This window comes from Gemmatirosa kalamazoonensis (assembly GCF_000522985.1).
GTDB classification, from domain to species: domain Bacteria; phylum Gemmatimonadota; class Gemmatimonadetes; order Gemmatimonadales; family Gemmatimonadaceae; genus Gemmatirosa; species Gemmatirosa kalamazoonensis.
The window spans coordinates 24301-39970 of record NZ_CP007129.1 but is presented as its reverse complement, the minus strand read 5'-3'; the positions used below and the strand labels follow the sequence as shown (position 1 = coordinate 39970).

The following is a 15670-nucleotide window of genomic DNA, read 5'->3' as shown; positions in this document are numbered from 1 at the left end:
CGGCGACACGATCAGCGTGCGCGTCGCCAAGCCCCAGGCGCCCCAGGCCGTCGTGCCGGGCTACCAGCCCACCGCGCCGCAGGCCGCCGACACCGACAGCTTCGGCCTCAAGGTCGACAAGTTCTACGAGCGCTCGATGGCGCTCACGGACAAGGAGGTCGGCGAGATCGAGTCCGGCAACACGCCGGCGCAGGTCACGCAGATGGGCATCGACCTCGCCGAGCAGGTGAACGGCGACGTGTACGCGGCCGCCGTCGTGGGCGCGGGTCGCCTGATCGGCACGCCCGGCACGAACCCGTTCGCGACCGACGAGCAGCCGTTCCTCGACGCGCTCCAGCACCTCGACGAGCAGCGCGCCGCGGTCGCCGGCCGTGTCGGCGTCCTGACGCCGGCCGCGTACTGGCGCGCGTTCAAGGTCCCGAACTTCGCGCAGGCGGACCGCCGCGGCGACGCGGCCAACCCGCTCGTGACGGGGGATCTCAACGGCGCGTACGGCACGGCGCTGGGCACCGACCAGCTCATCCCGAACACGGTGACGAACGCGATCGGCGCCGGCGCGCTCACCGTGAACGGCGCGGCCGCCGCGGGCGCGCTGTCCTTCAGCATCGCGAAGGGCGCCGGCGCGAACTGGAACGCGAAGGCGGGCGACGTCATCTCGATCGCGGGCCACTCGCGCAACTACGTGCTCGCGGCGGACGTCGTGGTCGCGCAGGCGGGCAACACCACGGTCACGATCAACGCGGCGCTGACGCGCACCGCGACCGGGGTCGGCCTCGGGCTCGAGAAGGCGCTCGCCGGCGGCGAGGCGATCACGGTGCTGGGCGCGGGCACGACGTACAGCAACAGCCTGGTGATCCACCAGAGCGGTGTGGTGTTCGCGTCGCGGCCGCTGAAGGAGCTCACGATCGCCGGCTTCAACCCGGCGAACGTCTTCACGTACACGGATCCGCAGACGGGTCTCGTGTTCCGCGCCGAGATCGAGCGCCAGAACTACCAGAGCAAGCTGAAGATCGCGACGCTCTACGGCGTCGGCGTCTTCCGCTCGGCGCTGGTCGCGCGCCTGGCCGGGGCGTAAGCCATGGCCAAGCCGACCACGAAGAGCGCCTCGGCGACCGCCGAGGCGCAGGCCCCAGGCGCGTCGACTGCGACGCCGCCCGAGAGTGCGGCGTCCACCGCGCCCGAGGCGACGAGCACCGAGACGAGCTCCGACGCCAGCGCCGAGACCAGCGCCTCGGCGACCGCCGAGGCGCAGGCGCCGACGTACACGGTGCCGGAGGGCTTCGACCCCTGCCCGGCGCACCTCGTCGAGCTGCCCGCGGCCGACACGCTGCACGGCTTCGTGCGCGTGGTGCCCGGCTCGCCGGAGCATCAGGCCGCGCTGGCGGCGCTCGAGAGCGCCCCGGCGTCCGACGAGGCCTAACGCGTGACGCTCGCCCTCGATCCGACGGTGGGTGGCGCTGCCGCCAACACGTTCGTCGCCCGCGCGACGTTCGACAGCTATGTCGAGCGCCGCGTGGGATCGACGGGCGTGGGCGGGAGCGTGCCCACCGACGACGATGTGGCGATCACGCGCGCGCTCGTCGCGGCGACCGACCGGTTGACGCAGGAGTCCTGGATCGGCGTGCCTGCCACGCTCACCCAGGCGCTCCCGTGGCCGCGGGTCTACCGCCTCGGCGAGCTGCTCGTCGCGCCGCTCTACCCGGCGGACGCGCAGCAGACGTTCAGCGTGCCGCGCGGCGTGCAGGAGGCGACGTGCGAGCTCGCCTGCTGCCTGCTCGAGGGGAGCTGGGCGCCGGCCGCCGACGCGGCGCTGGTGCCTAACGCGACCGTCGACATGGACGGGTTGCGCGTGGCGCTCGTGAACAATCCGCACGCCCTGCCGCCCACCGTGGTGCGCCAGCTGCGCGGCCTCCGCCGGCCGGCCGCGGCCTGCCAGCGCGTGATTCGCGCGTAGGCGGAGGCGCACCGTGCCGCTCCCCACCACCGCCATCGCCGGCGCGTTCCTCACCGCGATGCGGGCTGTCGCGCCCGCGCGCGGCGCCGCGCTGCTCGAGGTGCCGAACCCCGACGGCGTCACCGCGAGCGGGCCGCCGGCGTACGCGTGCACGGCCGCCATCGTGCGGCAGCGTCGCGCGCGCGACACGTCGGGCGGCTTCGCGGTCGTGGGCCGCGCGGTGATCAGCACGGTGGATCTGCCAGTGATCCCCGAGCCGACACACACGCTCGTCACCACGCATCCGGTCACGGGCGATCCCGTGCGCTGGACGATCACGGCGGTGAAGGACCAGCCGGGCTGCTACGCCGTGGAGGTCGCGCGATGATCGCGCCCCGTCACACGGCCGCCCTGCCGGCCGCCGAGTTCGTGCTCGCCGTGGAGGATCTGAAGCGGCGTACCGTCGACTGGTCCGATGCGCTGCTGCAGCAGTTCGCGAGCGAGTGCGTGGAGCTCGTGATCGTCGGCGGCAAGTTCGGGCTCCCGGGCACGCCCGTCGATACCGGCTTCGCGCGCAACATGTGGGTCGTTTCCCTCGGTGCCCCGCCAGCCGGTCTCGGCACGGCGGAGCGGCCGAAGGACGGCACGCCCGAGCCGATCGGCCCGGCAGCGCTCGACGAGATCGCGTCGGCGATCGCCGGGACGCACGTCGGGGACATCATCTGGTGTGGGAACCGCGCGGTCTACATCGCGGCGCTCGAGAACGGCCACAGCGACCAGGCGCCGGAAGGATTCGTGCGCCTCACGCTGCTCCAGGCCGACCGCATCTTCGACGACGCGGTGCGCGCGACGGCGCGCGTCCTCGAGGGCGGAACGCCTAACGCTCGCGGAGGAGCCCGCGCATGAGCGCGACGCTGCCGCCGCTCACCACCGCACTGCGCGCGGCGCTCGGCGCGCGCCTCGACGCCGCGCTCCAGGCGTCAACGCTCGGCGCGCTCGCTGGCTGCGCCGTGCAGTCCGAGGGCCTTCGCTTCACCCGCCCGACCGGTCGGCCGTGGATCCGCGGCACGCTGCGGGTCGGCGGCACCGTCCCCGACACGATCGGCCCTCACGCACGGCTCACGACCGTCGGGCTCTGGCTCGTCGACGTCTTCACGCCGGCGAACACCGGCACCGCGGACAGCGACACCCTCGCTGACGCGGTGGTGCTCGCCTTCCCGCCCGGGCTCGACCTCGCGTTGCCGAACGCGCAGGCCGCCGACGGCGTGCTCCGCCTCACCGGCGCGAGCCGCGGCGGCGCCATCCCCGATGCTGCCGGCTGGCTCATGGCGCCCTGCACCGTGAGCTGGCGCACGCACACCACGAACTCGATCTGAGCGCCTAACGGCCTCGGATTCCCGCCTCCTTCCTCCCGCCCCCGCCCCCGATGGGACAGGCCACCAGAAATCGCATCGCGCTCAAGGTTGCGCGTCAGAGCGTCTCGGGCACGGTGCCCGCCGCCGCCCTGTTCAACCTCCTGCGCTACACCGACGAGTCGCTCGGCGCCGCGCCGCAGGTTACGCCCTCGGGCGAGATCGTGAGCGACCGCAACATGTCCGACCCGGTGCTCACGGGCCGCACGCTCTCCGGCGGCATCAACGGCGAGCTCTCGGCGCGCTCGTACGACCCGCTCCTCGAGTCGGCGATGTTCGCGTCGTTCACGCGCACGGCGGAGTTCATCAAGGGTGGCGGCTACGCCGGCCTCCCGGAGGTGACGGCGCTGTCGGCGCCGGCGGCCAACATCCAGACGGCGACGGTCGCCTCCGGCGGCACCTTCGTGAAGTCGAAGATGCTGGTCCAGGTCAGCGGCTTCGCCAACGCGACCAACAACGGCGTGTTCCTCGCGAACGCGGACGGTGGCGCTACGACCGTCACGTGGACGAACGCCGCCGGCGTCGCCGAGGCCGCACCGCCGGCCGGCGCGCGCATCAAGGTCATCGGCGCCGAGCTACCGACGACGACGCAGTCCGGCGCGTCGAACCTGAACACCGCGACCGGCGTCAACTTCGCCTCGTTCATCCCCGCCGACGGCGCGTGGGTGTGGGTCGGCGGCGACGCGGCGAACAAGAAGTTCGCCACGAACCCGGGCGGCTGGGCGCGCGTCGCGAAGGCCGGCCGCGGGAACGCGTCGCTCACGTTCGACATCCTGCCGATCGGGTGGGCCGCCGACACCAACGCGGCCGCGAACTCGATCCGCATCTACTTCGGCGACTTCATCGCGAACGGCGTGACGCCGGTGCTGCTCGCCTTCGAGCGCTCGTTCCTCGACATCAACAACGTCCACGAGCTGTTCTCGGACGGCGTGATGGGCGCGGTGAGCTACGACCTCAGCGCGAAGTCGATCGCGAAGGTGAGCTACAGCGGCCTCACGTTCGCGACCTACGCGCTGAACGTGGCCGAACAGAAGGCCACGACGTCGACGCTCGGCCTCGGCAACACGCCCTACAACACGCTGGCCAACATCGGGATGATCGTGGAGGGCGGGAGCGCGATCCCGCTCGCGGGGCCGAACTACGTGCTCGCCGCGAAGATCAACCTCGACAACGGGCTGCGCGAGCTGCCCGCGCTGGCGACGGCGAACGGCATCATCGGCGTGAACCCGGGCAAGTGCAACGTCACCGGCTCCATCACGGCCTACCTCGGCGACAGCACGCTGCTCGCCAAGGTGATGGGCCAGACGCCGACGAACCTCGCGTTCCCGATGCGCGAGCCGAACACGGACCACGGGACGGTGCTCGACCTGCCCGCCGTGAAGTACACGACCGGCGCGCCGGCCGGCGACCAGGACATCACCGTGGAGCTGGGCTTCCAGGCGTACAAGCACGCCTCGCTCGGCTACGCGTTCAGCCAGTCCATCCTCGAGGGGATCGGCCTGTAACGGCTGTACCTGCCCAACGCTGTTAGGCGCTGTCGTCGTCGGCCCGAGTGCCCTGTCCCCCGGCAGGCCTCGGGAGCGTGCCGGCGACGGCAGCGCCACCCCTTCTCTTCCCGCGGCACCACGCGTCGCGGTCCCTACCCCTACCGGGAGCACTACCCATGAGCACGAAGCAGAGCAGCACGAAGCCGGCGATGTGGAAGCGCTACGCGATCGACCCCAAGGCCGCCACCGATGGCGCGTGGGTGTCGTTCGACGCCGGCGTCGAGATGTGCGTCCGCGCGCAGTCGAGCCGCGCCGTCCGTGAGGTCGTCCAGGCCATCAACACGCGCAACCGCCCGGCGATCCTGAAGGCCGCGAGCGGCGTGCTGCCGATCGAGACGCAGGACGCCGATCAGCTCGAGGTGCTGAGCGCCGTCGTCAGCAACTGGCGCGGCGTCGTGGACCTCGAGGGCAACACGCTGCCGTGCACGCCCGAGAACGTCCGCGCGGTGCTCGGCCACCCCGCGCTCGTGGAGCTCAAGAACGACGTGTGGGCCGCCTCGGTGAACGCCGAGACGTTCCGCGCGGCCGCGCTGGAGCTCCTGTCGGGAAACTCTGCGAGTACCTCCGCTGGCACGTCGGCGGAGGAGGCGAGCGCGTCGAGCGCCGCAGCCGTGTCGCCGATCTAGTCGCCGAAGCCGCGCGCGAGGCCGGACACGCGATTCCCGACGACATCGCGGAGATCCGCGCCGAGCACGTCACCGGTCCCCCCCACCTCCTCGACGCCGCCGTCCCGTACTGGCGCGCGTTCCAGACCCTCCATCGCGCGCGCCAGCGCACCGCCGGCGGCTTCGGCCCGCCGCTCCCGCAGCCCATCCCCGTCAGCGAGGCGCTCGCCTACCTCCGCGCCTGCTGGCCTTCCGACGACCCCGACGACCGCGAGGACGCCTTGGACCTCCTGCAACGACTCGACAGCACGTATCTGTCGATCGCGTACGAGCGCATCGCGCGGGAGACGCCGGATGTGGCGCCTAACGGGCCGTCCGATCGGAGTACCCGGCCGTGAGCGCTGGCGCGTCGCCCACCGTCGCGTTCGCGATCGATTCCCGCCCCGCTGAGGAGGGGCGGGACCGCGTCGTTCGCGCGTTCTCCGACATCCAGAGCGGGGCGCAGAGCGCGGCCGCCGGGATCGGGCAGGCCGCCAACGCGACCGACCGGCTCGCTGAATCGGCGCGCCGTGTCGCGCCGCCGGCCGTCACGTACCGGCGGGTGATCAACGACGTGGAGCAGGGGCAGCGGGGAGCCGCGTCGACGGCGCAGTCGCTGGTCTACTCCTTCAACGGCCTCGCGGCCTCGTCGCTCGGCGTCTCGCAGTCGTTCGGCACCCTATTCGCCAATCTCGCCCCGTTCATGGGGCTCGGCGCCGCCGGCACGGCGGGCGTCCTCGTCGGCGTCACCGTGATGGCGCGCGCGTGGGACGCGTACAGCGGCGCGGCCGATCGCGCCGGCAAGGCGTCCAAGGAAGCGGCGGAGAAGATCCAGAAGTCGATCGACGACCTCGTGAACTCGGGATCGTTCGAGGCACTGGAGAAGAAGTACCGCGAGGCGACGTTAGGCACCCGCGCCGCGGGCGGCCAGGACGGCCTCACCGCACTGCGCGAGGAGCGCGCGCGGCTGTTCAACGAGCGCCAGCAGCTCCTCGACGCACTGAAGAACGCCCCGGCAGGCAGCTTCGGCGCCGGCTCGGCCGTGCAGGCGAACCCGCGCATCGACGCGCTCACGAAGCAGATCGACGAGCTCGATCGCTCGAAGATCGCGCCGAAGGTCGACGAGGTGAACAAGCTGTTCGCCGCGCTCTTCGATCCACGCAACGGGCAGGAGTTCGCGGAGCGCGGGCTGGGCCCGGTCGTGGTGACGGCGAAGAGCCTCACCGGCGAGTACAAGGCGCACAAGAAGGAGCTCGACGAGATCGCGAAGACGATCGAGCGCTACGACGCGGGGCTGAAGCGCATCGCCGACCAGGAGGAGCGCGCGCAGGCCGCCGACCGGCGGCGCGCGGCTGTGGCGCTCTCGGATCCGTCGCTCGACAAGTCGATCGCCGCCGACCTCGCCGAGGTTGGGAAGCAGCGCCGCGCGTTCGAGGCGTCGATCAACGAGGACGCGCAGCAGGCGCTCGGCATCATGTCGACGGCGCTCCTGCAGTCGTTCGACCAGACGCTGGACGAGCTCGCGGGCGGGCCGTTCTATCGCCGCGTCGCGAATGGCCTCGCCGACGCGGTCGCGCAGGGCGTGCTCCGCGGCCTCGAGTCCGGCACGCTCGGCGGCGAGGCGTTCTGGTCGTCCATCGCGCAGCTCGGCGAGCAGCTCGTGGGCGACGCGCTGCAGCGGGCGCTGTCGAAGGCGAGCAAGTCGGACGTCGGCAAGTTCGGCGGCGCGGCGCTCGCCGGTGGCTTCGTCGGCTACAGCATCGGGACGGCGACGGGGAACAGTGCGCAGGGGTTCGTTGGCGGCGCGGTCGGTGGCGCGCTCGCCGGCGGAAGCGTCGGCGGGGTCCCCGGCGCGATCATCGGCGGCGCCATCGGCGCGATCGCCGGGCTCGCGGGCGCGCACAAGAAGGCGCAGGAAGTCGCCGAGGCAATGGTGCGCGCGCAGCAGGCCTACGTCGCCAGCTTCGCGTCGTTCGACCGCGCGATGCGCGGCACCGGCACGGCGCTCGACGACGCGCAGGCGGCGATTCACGCGACCGCGGACAAGCTCCGGCAGGACGCCGCGGACGCCTACAAGGGCTCGGCGTTCCGCGACAACGCGAGCCTCATCGCCGCGAAGCAGGCCCAGGTCACGAGCGCGGAGGCGGCGGGCCTCCAGCGCAACGCGTTGGAGTTCGCCCAGTCGAAGTTCGACTTCTTCGAGCAGCAGCGCGCCGAGCAGCTGCGGCTAGGCGGACTCGGCGACGAAGCCGACGCCATCGAGCGGCAGATCGCGAACACGAAGGAGCTGAACGACGCGATCAAGCAGTATGGCGAGGACGTGCGCGATAGCGTGCTCGCGACGCAGGCGGCGCGCGACGCGGCGCGCGAGAAGGCGGCGGCCGAAGCGGCCGCGGCGGCCAGGGAGCAGGCCTACGAGGACGAGCGGGCGCGCGAGTTCCAGCGCGGCGCCGATGCCGCGGCGAACGCGACGCGCGACAAGCAGGCCGCCGACGCGGAGCGCGAGCGCGTCGCCAGCCTCGAGGCGTACAACCGGACGAGCCGGGAGGACCTGAAGGTCCGGCAGCTCGTCGCGCAGGGCCGCACCGCGGAAGCGGACGCGATGCGCGACCAGCTCACCGTCCAGCGGGCGCTCGAGGAGGCGATCAAAGGCGGCGCCGACGCGATGACGCAGGCCGAGATCATCTACACGAACGCGCTGGAGGCGCAGGCCGCCGCCACGCAGAAGGCGGCCGATGCGGCGAAGCGCGCGGCGCAGGCCGAGGCCTCGCTGGCGTCGTCGCGCCTCGACCTGCTCGCGCAGCGCAACGGCGCGTTAGGCATCGACCCCACGCTCGGGCTCCAGCAGCAGGCCGCGCTGGCGATGCTCAACGGCAACGCCGCGCACGCGCTCGACGGGACGAACACCGCCGACCCGGCGAGCCTCACGGCTGCCATCGACGCGTGGCTCAAGGAAGCGCTCGACCCCGCGCGGCTCGGACAGGCCGACCAGGACACGCTCAACGATCTCCGCGACACTGCGAGCACCCTGCTGAACCTGCGCGACGCCGCGAAGAAGCTCGGCGGCAACGCGGGGCTCGCCGGCTTCCAGGCGGCCGGAGGCCTGAGCGTCAAGCACACCGACACCGTGAAGGATTCGGTCGCCTCGGCCTTCACGGGGTTCTCGGTGTCGCAGGCGAACGAGTCGAACGGGCTCGCGCGCACCGCGAACGCGTACCTGTCCCGCATCGCCGACAACACCGGCGCGCTGAAGTTTTTCGAGGGCTTCACCGGCGGCTGGACCGGCACGCTCACCGTCGTGGTGAAGGCCGATCGCGGCACGGGCCGCGACGCCGACCAGATCGTCGACAAGCTCGATCGTCGCCTCAACGGCCGCCTGCGCTTCCAGGAGCGCGCCGGCGGCCGCACCACGGTGAACTGATCCGATGGCGAAGGATCTGATCACCAAGGTGGAGGTGTGGTCGGGCCTCCAGTGCCAGGGGGGCGCGAAGCTCGCCGGCTGTCTCTCGCTCGCGCCCGACGAGCTCGGGATCTTCGCGGAGTACACGCTGAACGGCGAGGATCAGCTCGAGCTGACGGTTCCGTCGACCGACCCGATCGTCCCGTACCTCCAGCCGCGGCGCATCCTGCGCGTGGAGTACTCGCGCGGCGCCGACGGCGTCACGGTCATCGAGGAGTGGCGCCTCCACAGCGAGGAGCGCGAGGACGACGGCGAGTTCGGGACGGTGCAGATCGTTGCGTCGTCGCTTCTCCTCGACCTCGCCGATGCGGGGCCGCTCTACGACGTGTCGCTCGCGACGCCGCAGCTCTCGGGGCGGCTCGACCAGGCCACCTGGGCGACGTTCTGCGCCACGATCCTGGGGCCGTTCCTCACGCAGCAGGGGTACGGCTACATCGCCGCGGGCACGGTCGGCTACCCCGCGCAGCTGTTCGACTGGGAGTGGAACGGCGAGAACGCGCTGCAGGTCATCCGCAACACCTTCAGCGGCGCCTACAGCTGCGAGCCGCAGCTCGTGCGCAACGGCACGACCCAGTACGACCTCAACGCCCCGGTCGAGATCGGGAGTACCGCGCCGGCGCGCACGATCACCTCGGACGCCACCGGCACGCAGGTCCCGCTCACGAACCTCCGGCGCGCCTACGACGTGGCCGAGCAGGTCACACGCGTCGTCGCGATCGGCGAGAACGCCACGTCGCTCGATCAGAACGCATTCCGCCTCTCCGCGCGCTCGGGGTCCGACCTCACGCTCGTGGACCCGCAGGGGCAGACGTGGGCGGCGATGTCGGACGGGCAGCACGTCGGGAAGTACCTGCGCCGCCTCCTCACCGGCCGGTGCTACCAGATCCAGACGTCGACGAGCGGGAAGGCCTCGGGCGTGCTCACGTCGACGTTCACCGTGACGTCGGCGACGAGCAGCACCGCGTTAGGCACGCTCACGGCGGGCGCGACGACCGGCGAGCTGTTCGAGATCGTGGAGCTCGCGGCGAGCGACACCACGTTCGACGCCTCGCTCCGCACGACGCTGCCCGGCGGCGACGGCGTCAACCCGTTCGGGCTCCAGCTCGGGACGCCGTCGGGGCTCACCTCGGTCGTCACGTTCGACACGACCTACATCTACAAGTACGCCGCCCACGCGGCGTCGCTGGCCGCCGCGCTCAAGGCGACGACCGACATCCTCGACCTCCGCTGCGAGGTGTGGCGCCAGATCGGTACCTCCACCTACACCAACGACCCGGACGAGAGCGACAACGTCGGCGACTACACGGTCCTCGACGCCGGCGGCGCTGCCGCCACGCCGTACCGCTTCGAGCGGCACCTGTGGAACTCGAGCACGAGCACGTGGGGCATCACGTACCGGGTTCTCCCCGGCACGCCCGCGGTGGGCGACATCGTCACGTTCGAGAACCCGACGGTGGGGCACCAGACGGTGACGGTCGGCGTCATCACCGCGATCAACGCCGGCCGCACCGAGTTCCAGCTCGCCGACTTCTACACCGGCGCCGCGATCCCCGTCAACACCACGGCGAATGGGCTGTGGGTCAGCGATGCGGTGGTGCAGGTGCGCACGTACCGCCGCCAGTCGGCGTTCCCGCGCGTCGACGCGTTCAACAGCGGCACGAACACCATCACTTTCGACTCCGCGACCGGCCTGCTCAGCGGGGACCGGATCGTGTTCGACCGCCTGCCCAGCCCCTCGCGCCACGTCGTCGCGCTCAACGACCCGAATGCGGAGACGACGCTCGGCTTCGGGGTGAAGGCCGGCTCGCTCACCCAGAGCGGCGTGTGGGGCTACCGGAACGAGACGGGGCAGAGCGGCCACTTCGCCACGTGGAGCGGCTCGCTGCCCACCGGGTGGGCGCTCCTCTCTGGGTCAGTCACGAAGGACACGAGCGACAGCCTCTACGCGCAGGGCTGTATGCTCCTCGAGGACGCCCAGCTGCAGGCGCCGCTCGTCCACCGCTGGCGGCGCGACGAGCAGACGGAGTGCTCCGTCATCCTCGACTACAAGATCGACTCCGGCGTCGACCCGGCGACTGTCGCGCTCACGATCACCGTATACGACGCGACCTGGCGCCGCGGCGTGACGACGGCACTCACCACGCTCGAGACGCGGACGTTCAGCGGGGAGGCGTTAGGCGTCGGCGCGTGGGTCACCGCGACGCTCGCCGGCGTCACGATCCCCGCCGACTGCCGCGACCTCGTGGCCGTCGTCGCCGTCGCGTCCGACCCGCCGCAGGCCGTGCGCGTCGGCGGCTTCGCGTTCCACTTCACGAGTGAGGCGCCCTCGGTCGTCTGCGACTTCTCGGGCTCCAACGACCTGTGGGCCTCGGTCGTCGACGTGCTGCCCGAGCGCTCGAACCCGCTCGCCAACGCGAGCTCGTACGAGGCCGGGATCCGCGACATCTACCGCGAGAAGGGCACGGCGAACACCGACGTGCAGCTCGGGCAGATGGTGACGGCGAACCTGCCGCGCTTGGGACTCGTCAACGCGTCGCTGCGCGTGGTGCGCATGCGGATGAACCGCTCCGATCCGCGCGAGACGACGCTCACGCTCGCACGGAAGGTGTCGACCCTCACGGCCACTCTCGCCACCGAGTCGACGGGCGGCGGCGCGAGCGTCGTCGTGACGGCGAACGCGAGCGGCAAGAGCGGCGGCGCCGGCGGCGGGGGCGGCAACACCGGCCTCGCGCCGAATGACCCGCGCTCGTTCGGCGCCTTCGCCGACGGCGTGCACGACGACTCGCCGTACTTCGCGCTCGCGGTCGCGTCGCCTGAGGCGCTCATCTACGGCGGCATCTCGGTGTCCGCCGGCACCTACCGCATCTCGAACGCGACGACGGTCAAGGGCTGTGTGTTCGCGCCCGGCGCGGTGATCAAGTTCGACTCCGGCGTCACCATGACGTTCCAGGAGGCGCCGACGCTGCCGGACTTCCGCCAGGTGTTCGACCTGAGCGCCGGCGGTTTCTGCGCGCCGATCTTCCAGAAGCCGCCGCGCCGGTGGCACCTCGAGCACTACGGCGTGAAGGGCGACAACCTCACGGACGACACCGCGCTCATCATCCGCGCGAGTCAGATCTGCGGCGCGCTCAAGGGGACGACGTTGGAGCTGCGCCCCGGCGCGATCTACCGCGTGTTCCCGACGGGGAGCTGGACGACCTACGGCACATCGATCCTCCTCGACTTCACGAACGCGGTCGACCAGCGCCTCGAGGCAAACGGCGCGACGTTCTCGGTTGGCGACGCCACCGCGGCGGCGAACCAGATCAACCTCGTCTACCTGTTCAACGTCGCCGGGTTCTCCGTGCGCGGGCTCCGCGCCACGCAGGACAACGCGACGATCACGACCTCGGGCGGGAACGCGGCGAGCGACTACGGGATCAGCCTCATCACGGTGAGCGGCGACTCGCGCCGCATCCGGATCGGCGACGTGGAGCAGACCGGCGGGCGCTTCGGGCTCCAGGTGCGCGGTGAGTGGCCGGACTTCCAGTACCGGGCGCGCAACATCCGCATGACCAACGCGGAGTTCACGACCGTCTACTACCCGCAGTCGTTCCAGCACTCGGGCGACGACTACGTGGCGCGCAACATCCGCACGATCAACTGCGGTCGCAGCTACTTCCCGACGAGCGTCCGCGACCACGACGTCGAGATGTACTCGGAACACGGCGGGCCGTTCGACGATGTCGTGATCATCGCGAAGGGCTACACGGGTCGCTTCAGCGCGTGCCAGAACATCAAGCTCCGCTACCACACGAAAGGCCGCTACGCGGGCGGGCAGGACCAGGGAACGAACCAGTGCCTCGTGTGCTGCGACGTGACGCAGTACCCGGACGTCTCCGGCGTGTCCGTCGCCGGCCCCGCCACGCTCAAGGACATCGACATCGAGATCGTCGCCGAGAACACGACCACCACGCCGATCACGCGGCGCGTGTTCATGTTCCGGAAGCGCGATAAGCTCGACAACCCGGACACCACGGGGCGCGGCCACTCGATCATCAACGTGGCGGTGCGCGGCAGCGTCGTTGCCGGCACGGCGCTGACGAACACGGCGTTCGACCTCTTCGCCGACGCGCTCTACAGCTGGAGCGGCGACTTCGCGCACAACGTGAAGGTCGGCCGCCTCTCGGTGCTCTCCGACCCGGGCGAGGTGGTGATCGCGGCCGACGGCGTGCCGTTCGTCGCCGGGTACGACGGCCTCGTGCTCGACGACATCGAGACCGAGGGCCAGGTCAACCTCACGAACTTCACGTTCGGCCGCACGAAGACGCTCAGGAACGTCCGCAGCGCGAACCTCAACGTCAGCGAGGCCGAGCAGAGCTTCACGCCGACGTGGGGCGCGAGCGGCACCGCGCCGTCGCTCGGCAACGGCACGCTCACCGGGAAGCTCTGGCGCCGCGGCCAGCACGTCATCGCGGTGATCGAGCTCACGGCCGGCAGCACCACCACGTACGGCACCGGCACGTGGCGCTTCGACCTGCCGGCGTCGGTGAACTACCACACGGCCGACACGCCGCTCCCCGGCAACGGCCGCGCGTACGACTCGAGCGCGAACACGCACACGCCGGTCACCGCCGAGATGACCGTCGTCTCGCCGCCGCGCGCCGAGGTCTACGCCTCGAACGGCCAGGTCGGCCAGCTCGTGCCCTTCACCTGGGCATCGGGCGACAAGCTGCGGCTCACGCTGCAGTGGATCACGAACAGTTAGGCCCGCGCGCTCCCCACGCGCTCCCCTGCCCGCCTCCTCCGCAGTCTCTCCCGCCTTCATGCCCCGCCTCTCATGTCTGCCCTCCACGGCCGCCGCGCCAGCGACGGCCAGTCCCCCGATACGAACCGTCCGACGCCGCTCGCGCCGCTCGCGCTGCTGAAGCACGCGCGTGAGTGGATGCCCGCCGCGATCGGCCTGCTCGCGTTCGTCGGCGCGCAGGTGCAGTCGCCCGGGAGCCGCTTCGCCGCCATCGAGCACGAGCAGCGCGTCGGCGTCGTGCGCGACTCACTCTCGATCGAGGACCGCGTGTCCATCACCGAGGCGCTGACGACGCTCGGCCGCATCGAGTGCCGCCGGTTAGGCAGCGACGAGGCGACCGACCGCGGCGTGCCGTGCGCCGTCCTGGGCCAGGGGCGCCGCTGGCCGCTCCTCCACGGGCCGCAGCGCACGAGCGCGGCCGTCGCGTCGATCGCGCTGGCGGTCGCCGACGGCGTGCCGCCGCTGGCCCCGTTCGCGCCCTCGCCGCTCGAGCACGCGCTCCTCGCTGCGCTGTTCATCCCCGCCGCTACCCTCCCCCCGCAGTGACGTCGATGCGCCTCACGGATCCCCGCGCGTTCATCGCGCCGGCGCCGCTGTTCGAGGAGATCGGCACGGGCAAGCTCGTGGACCTCCGCAACGACGTGTGGGTGCACGACGGCCGGCACGGGCGCGTGTGGAAGATCGCGGCCGGCGTCCGCTTCGATGGGCCGTCCATCCCGCACCTCTGCCAGTCGGTCATCTCGCGCGATGACATCGGTGACGTGCCCGCGCTGCCGCACGACGTGCTGTACGGCGCCGGCGGCGTCGTGCCGAGCGACCCGCGCATCCGGTACAGCCGCGCGGAGGCGGATGACCTCTTCCTCGACCTGATGATCGACGTCGGCGTCGCCCCCGTGATCGCCGAGGCGGCGCATCTCGCGGTGCGCGACTTCGGCGCCCCGCACTGGAGGACCCTCTGATGTCTCCCACCTCGATGCCGATGCCGACGCCGATCGCGACGCAGCTCCAGACGCAGCTCCAGACGCAGCAGCCGGCGCAGACGCCGTTCCCCCTGTTCCGCACCGACCCCGCGTGGCTGCACATCGCCGCGCGGGAGCTCGGGCAGCACGAGATCGCGGGCACCGGTCCCGGGCAGGACAACCCGCGGATCCTCGAGTACGGGAAGACCGTCGAGCTGACGATCACGCACGACGAGGTCCCCTGGTGCTCGAGCTTCGTGAACTGGGTGATGCGCGAAGCGGGCTACCAGCGCACGAAGAGCGCGGCCGCGGTGAGCTGGCTCCGGTATGGCCGCGTCGCCCTCACCGAGGAGCAGCGCGGCGCGATCGTGGTGCTCTGCAGGAAGAACGCGGCGCCGGATCCGGCGACCGGCAGCCCGACCGGCAATCACGTCGCGTTCCTGCTCAAGGCCACGCCGGAGTACGTCGAGTGCCTCGGCGGGAACCAGTCCGACCAGGTGAAGGTGTCGCGCTTCTCACGCGCCGCGTACCGCGTGCGCTGCGTCCGGATGCCGCGCGCATGTGACATGGTGGCGGTCGCGCAGGCGGACGGCCATGCCTAACGCCCCCGCCCCCCGCGTCATGGTCATCGTCGACGTCGGCGCGTTCCGCCTCGAGCGCGAGTGCGCGTGGAAGGACCGCGTCCGCGTCCGACGTGAGCTCGTCGCCGAAGCGCGCGCGGCGCTCGACGAGCACGAGGAGCTACGCCCGCGCGTCGACACGGTGCACGGCGGTCACGCGGTCCCGTTCGTGGACGACCTCGACTACGGCGGCCGGCGTTCGCCAGCGCGGCCGCGCGAGATCGGCTTCACCGCTCCCCGGTGCGCCGAGTCGACATAACGCCTGTGTTATAGGCGCGATTCGCGACGAATACCCTCCTTCCTTCCCCT

The 15670-nt window shown here is 71.7% G+C and carries 15 protein-coding genes; all 15 read left to right on the top strand.

The window, feature by feature from the left end:
* Positions 1-16: 16 nt before the first annotated feature.
* The 15 genes from J421_RS23145 to J421_RS23075 all read left to right on the top strand — a co-directional run bounded on the left by J421_RS23145 (position 17) and on the right by J421_RS23075 (position 15620).
* Positions 17-1075, top strand: coding sequence for a major capsid protein (locus J421_RS23145; RefSeq protein WP_025413554.1), 1059 nt, complete (start codon positions 17-19; stop codon positions 1073-1075).
* A gap of 3 nt (positions 1076-1078) precedes the next feature.
* The gene (locus tag J421_RS23140; protein ID WP_025413553.1) at positions 1079-1420 is read left to right on the top strand and encodes a hypothetical protein; all 342 of its coding nucleotides are present in this window, start codon (positions 1079-1081) and stop codon (positions 1418-1420) included.
* Positions 1421-1423: 3 nt separating this feature from the next.
* Positions 1424-1954, top strand: coding sequence for a DnaT-like ssDNA-binding protein (locus J421_RS33020; protein ID WP_025413552.1), 531 nt, complete (start codon positions 1424-1426; stop codon positions 1952-1954).
* Between the two features lie 13 nt (positions 1955-1967).
* Complete coding sequence (locus J421_RS23130; protein ID WP_025413551.1) at positions 1968-2321, top strand: hypothetical protein; 354 nt, start codon at positions 1968-1970, stop codon at positions 2319-2321.
* A complete protein-coding gene (locus J421_RS23125; protein WP_025413550.1) occupies positions 2318-2839 on the top strand; it encodes a hypothetical protein in 522 nt (173 codons plus the stop codon). Before J421_RS23130 ends, J421_RS23125 begins: the two co-directional genes overlap by 4 nt.
* Positions 2836-3309, top strand: a complete 474-nt coding sequence (locus tag J421_RS23120; RefSeq protein ID WP_025413549.1) for a DUF4128 domain-containing protein — start codon at positions 2836-2838, stop codon at positions 3307-3309. Before J421_RS23125 ends, J421_RS23120 begins: the two co-directional genes overlap by 4 nt.
* Positions 3310-3359: 50 nt before the next feature.
* Complete coding sequence (locus tag J421_RS23115) at positions 3360-4850, top strand: phage tail tube protein (RefSeq protein ID WP_025413548.1); 1491 nt, start codon at positions 3360-3362, stop codon at positions 4848-4850.
* A gap of 158 nt (positions 4851-5008) precedes the next feature.
* On the top strand, positions 5009-5518 hold the full coding sequence (locus J421_RS23110) for a hypothetical protein (RefSeq protein WP_025413547.1): 510 nt from the start codon (positions 5009-5011) through the stop codon (positions 5516-5518).
* Between the two features lie 32 nt (positions 5519-5550).
* Entirely contained in the window at positions 5551-5895 is a 345-nt protein-coding gene (locus J421_RS34805; protein WP_425485855.1) for a phage tail assembly chaperone, read from the top strand.
* On the top strand, positions 5892-8957 hold the full coding sequence (locus tag J421_RS23100; protein WP_025413545.1) for a hypothetical protein: 3066 nt from the start codon (positions 5892-5894) through the stop codon (positions 8955-8957). Before J421_RS34805 ends, J421_RS23100 begins: the two co-directional genes overlap by 4 nt.
* A gap of 4 nt (positions 8958-8961) precedes the next feature.
* Positions 8962-13743, top strand: a complete 4782-nt coding sequence (locus J421_RS23095; RefSeq protein ID WP_025413544.1) for a hypothetical protein — start codon at positions 8962-8964, stop codon at positions 13741-13743.
* Between the two features lie 72 nt (positions 13744-13815).
* Positions 13816-14328, top strand: coding sequence for a hypothetical protein (locus J421_RS23090; protein ID WP_025413543.1), 513 nt, complete (start codon positions 13816-13818; stop codon positions 14326-14328).
* Positions 14329-14333: 5 nt separating this feature from the next.
* Complete coding sequence (locus J421_RS23085; protein WP_148306500.1) at positions 14334-14741, top strand: DUF1353 domain-containing protein; 408 nt, start codon at positions 14334-14336, stop codon at positions 14739-14741.
* On the top strand, positions 14741-15343 hold the full coding sequence (locus tag J421_RS23080) for a TIGR02594 family protein (protein WP_104023210.1): 603 nt from the start codon (positions 14741-14743) through the stop codon (positions 15341-15343). Before J421_RS23085 ends, J421_RS23080 begins: the two co-directional genes overlap by 1 nt.
* Positions 15336-15620, top strand: a complete 285-nt coding sequence (locus J421_RS23075) for a hypothetical protein (protein WP_148306499.1) — start codon at positions 15336-15338, stop codon at positions 15618-15620. The genes J421_RS23080 and J421_RS23075 overlap by 8 nt, the downstream gene beginning before the upstream one ends.
* Positions 15621-15670: the final 50 nt, after the last annotated feature.

What these genes read in the sequence shown, in the direction of transcription:
- J421_RS23140 (WP_025413553.1), top strand. Translation starts at nt 1,079, where the DNA reads ATGGCCAAGCCGACCACGAAGAGCGCCTCGGCGACCGCCGAGGCGCAG.
- J421_RS23125 (WP_025413550.1), top strand. Translation starts at nt 2,318, where the DNA reads ATGATCGCGCCCCGTCACACGGCCGCCCTGCCGGCCGCCGAGTTCGTG.
- J421_RS23120 (WP_025413549.1), top strand. Translation starts at nt 2,836, where the DNA reads ATGAGCGCGACGCTGCCGCCGCTCACCACCGCACTGCGCGCGGCGCTC.
- J421_RS23115 (WP_025413548.1), top strand. Translation starts at nt 3,360, where the DNA reads ATGGGACAGGCCACCAGAAATCGCATCGCGCTCAAGGTTGCGCGTCAG.
- J421_RS23110 (WP_025413547.1), top strand. Translation starts at nt 5,009, where the DNA reads ATGAGCACGAAGCAGAGCAGCACGAAGCCGGCGATGTGGAAGCGCTAC.
- J421_RS23095 (WP_025413544.1), top strand. Translation starts at nt 8,962, where the DNA reads ATGGCGAAGGATCTGATCACCAAGGTGGAGGTGTGGTCGGGCCTCCAG.
- J421_RS23090 (WP_025413543.1), top strand. Translation starts at nt 13,816, where the DNA reads ATGTCTGCCCTCCACGGCCGCCGCGCCAGCGACGGCCAGTCCCCCGAT.
- J421_RS23085 (WP_148306500.1), top strand. Translation starts at nt 14,334, where the DNA reads ATGCGCCTCACGGATCCCCGCGCGTTCATCGCGCCGGCGCCGCTGTTC.
- J421_RS23080 (WP_104023210.1), top strand. Translation starts at nt 14,741, where the DNA reads ATGTCTCCCACCTCGATGCCGATGCCGACGCCGATCGCGACGCAGCTC.
- J421_RS23075 (WP_148306499.1), top strand. Translation starts at nt 15,336, where the DNA reads ATGCCTAACGCCCCCGCCCCCCGCGTCATGGTCATCGTCGACGTCGGC.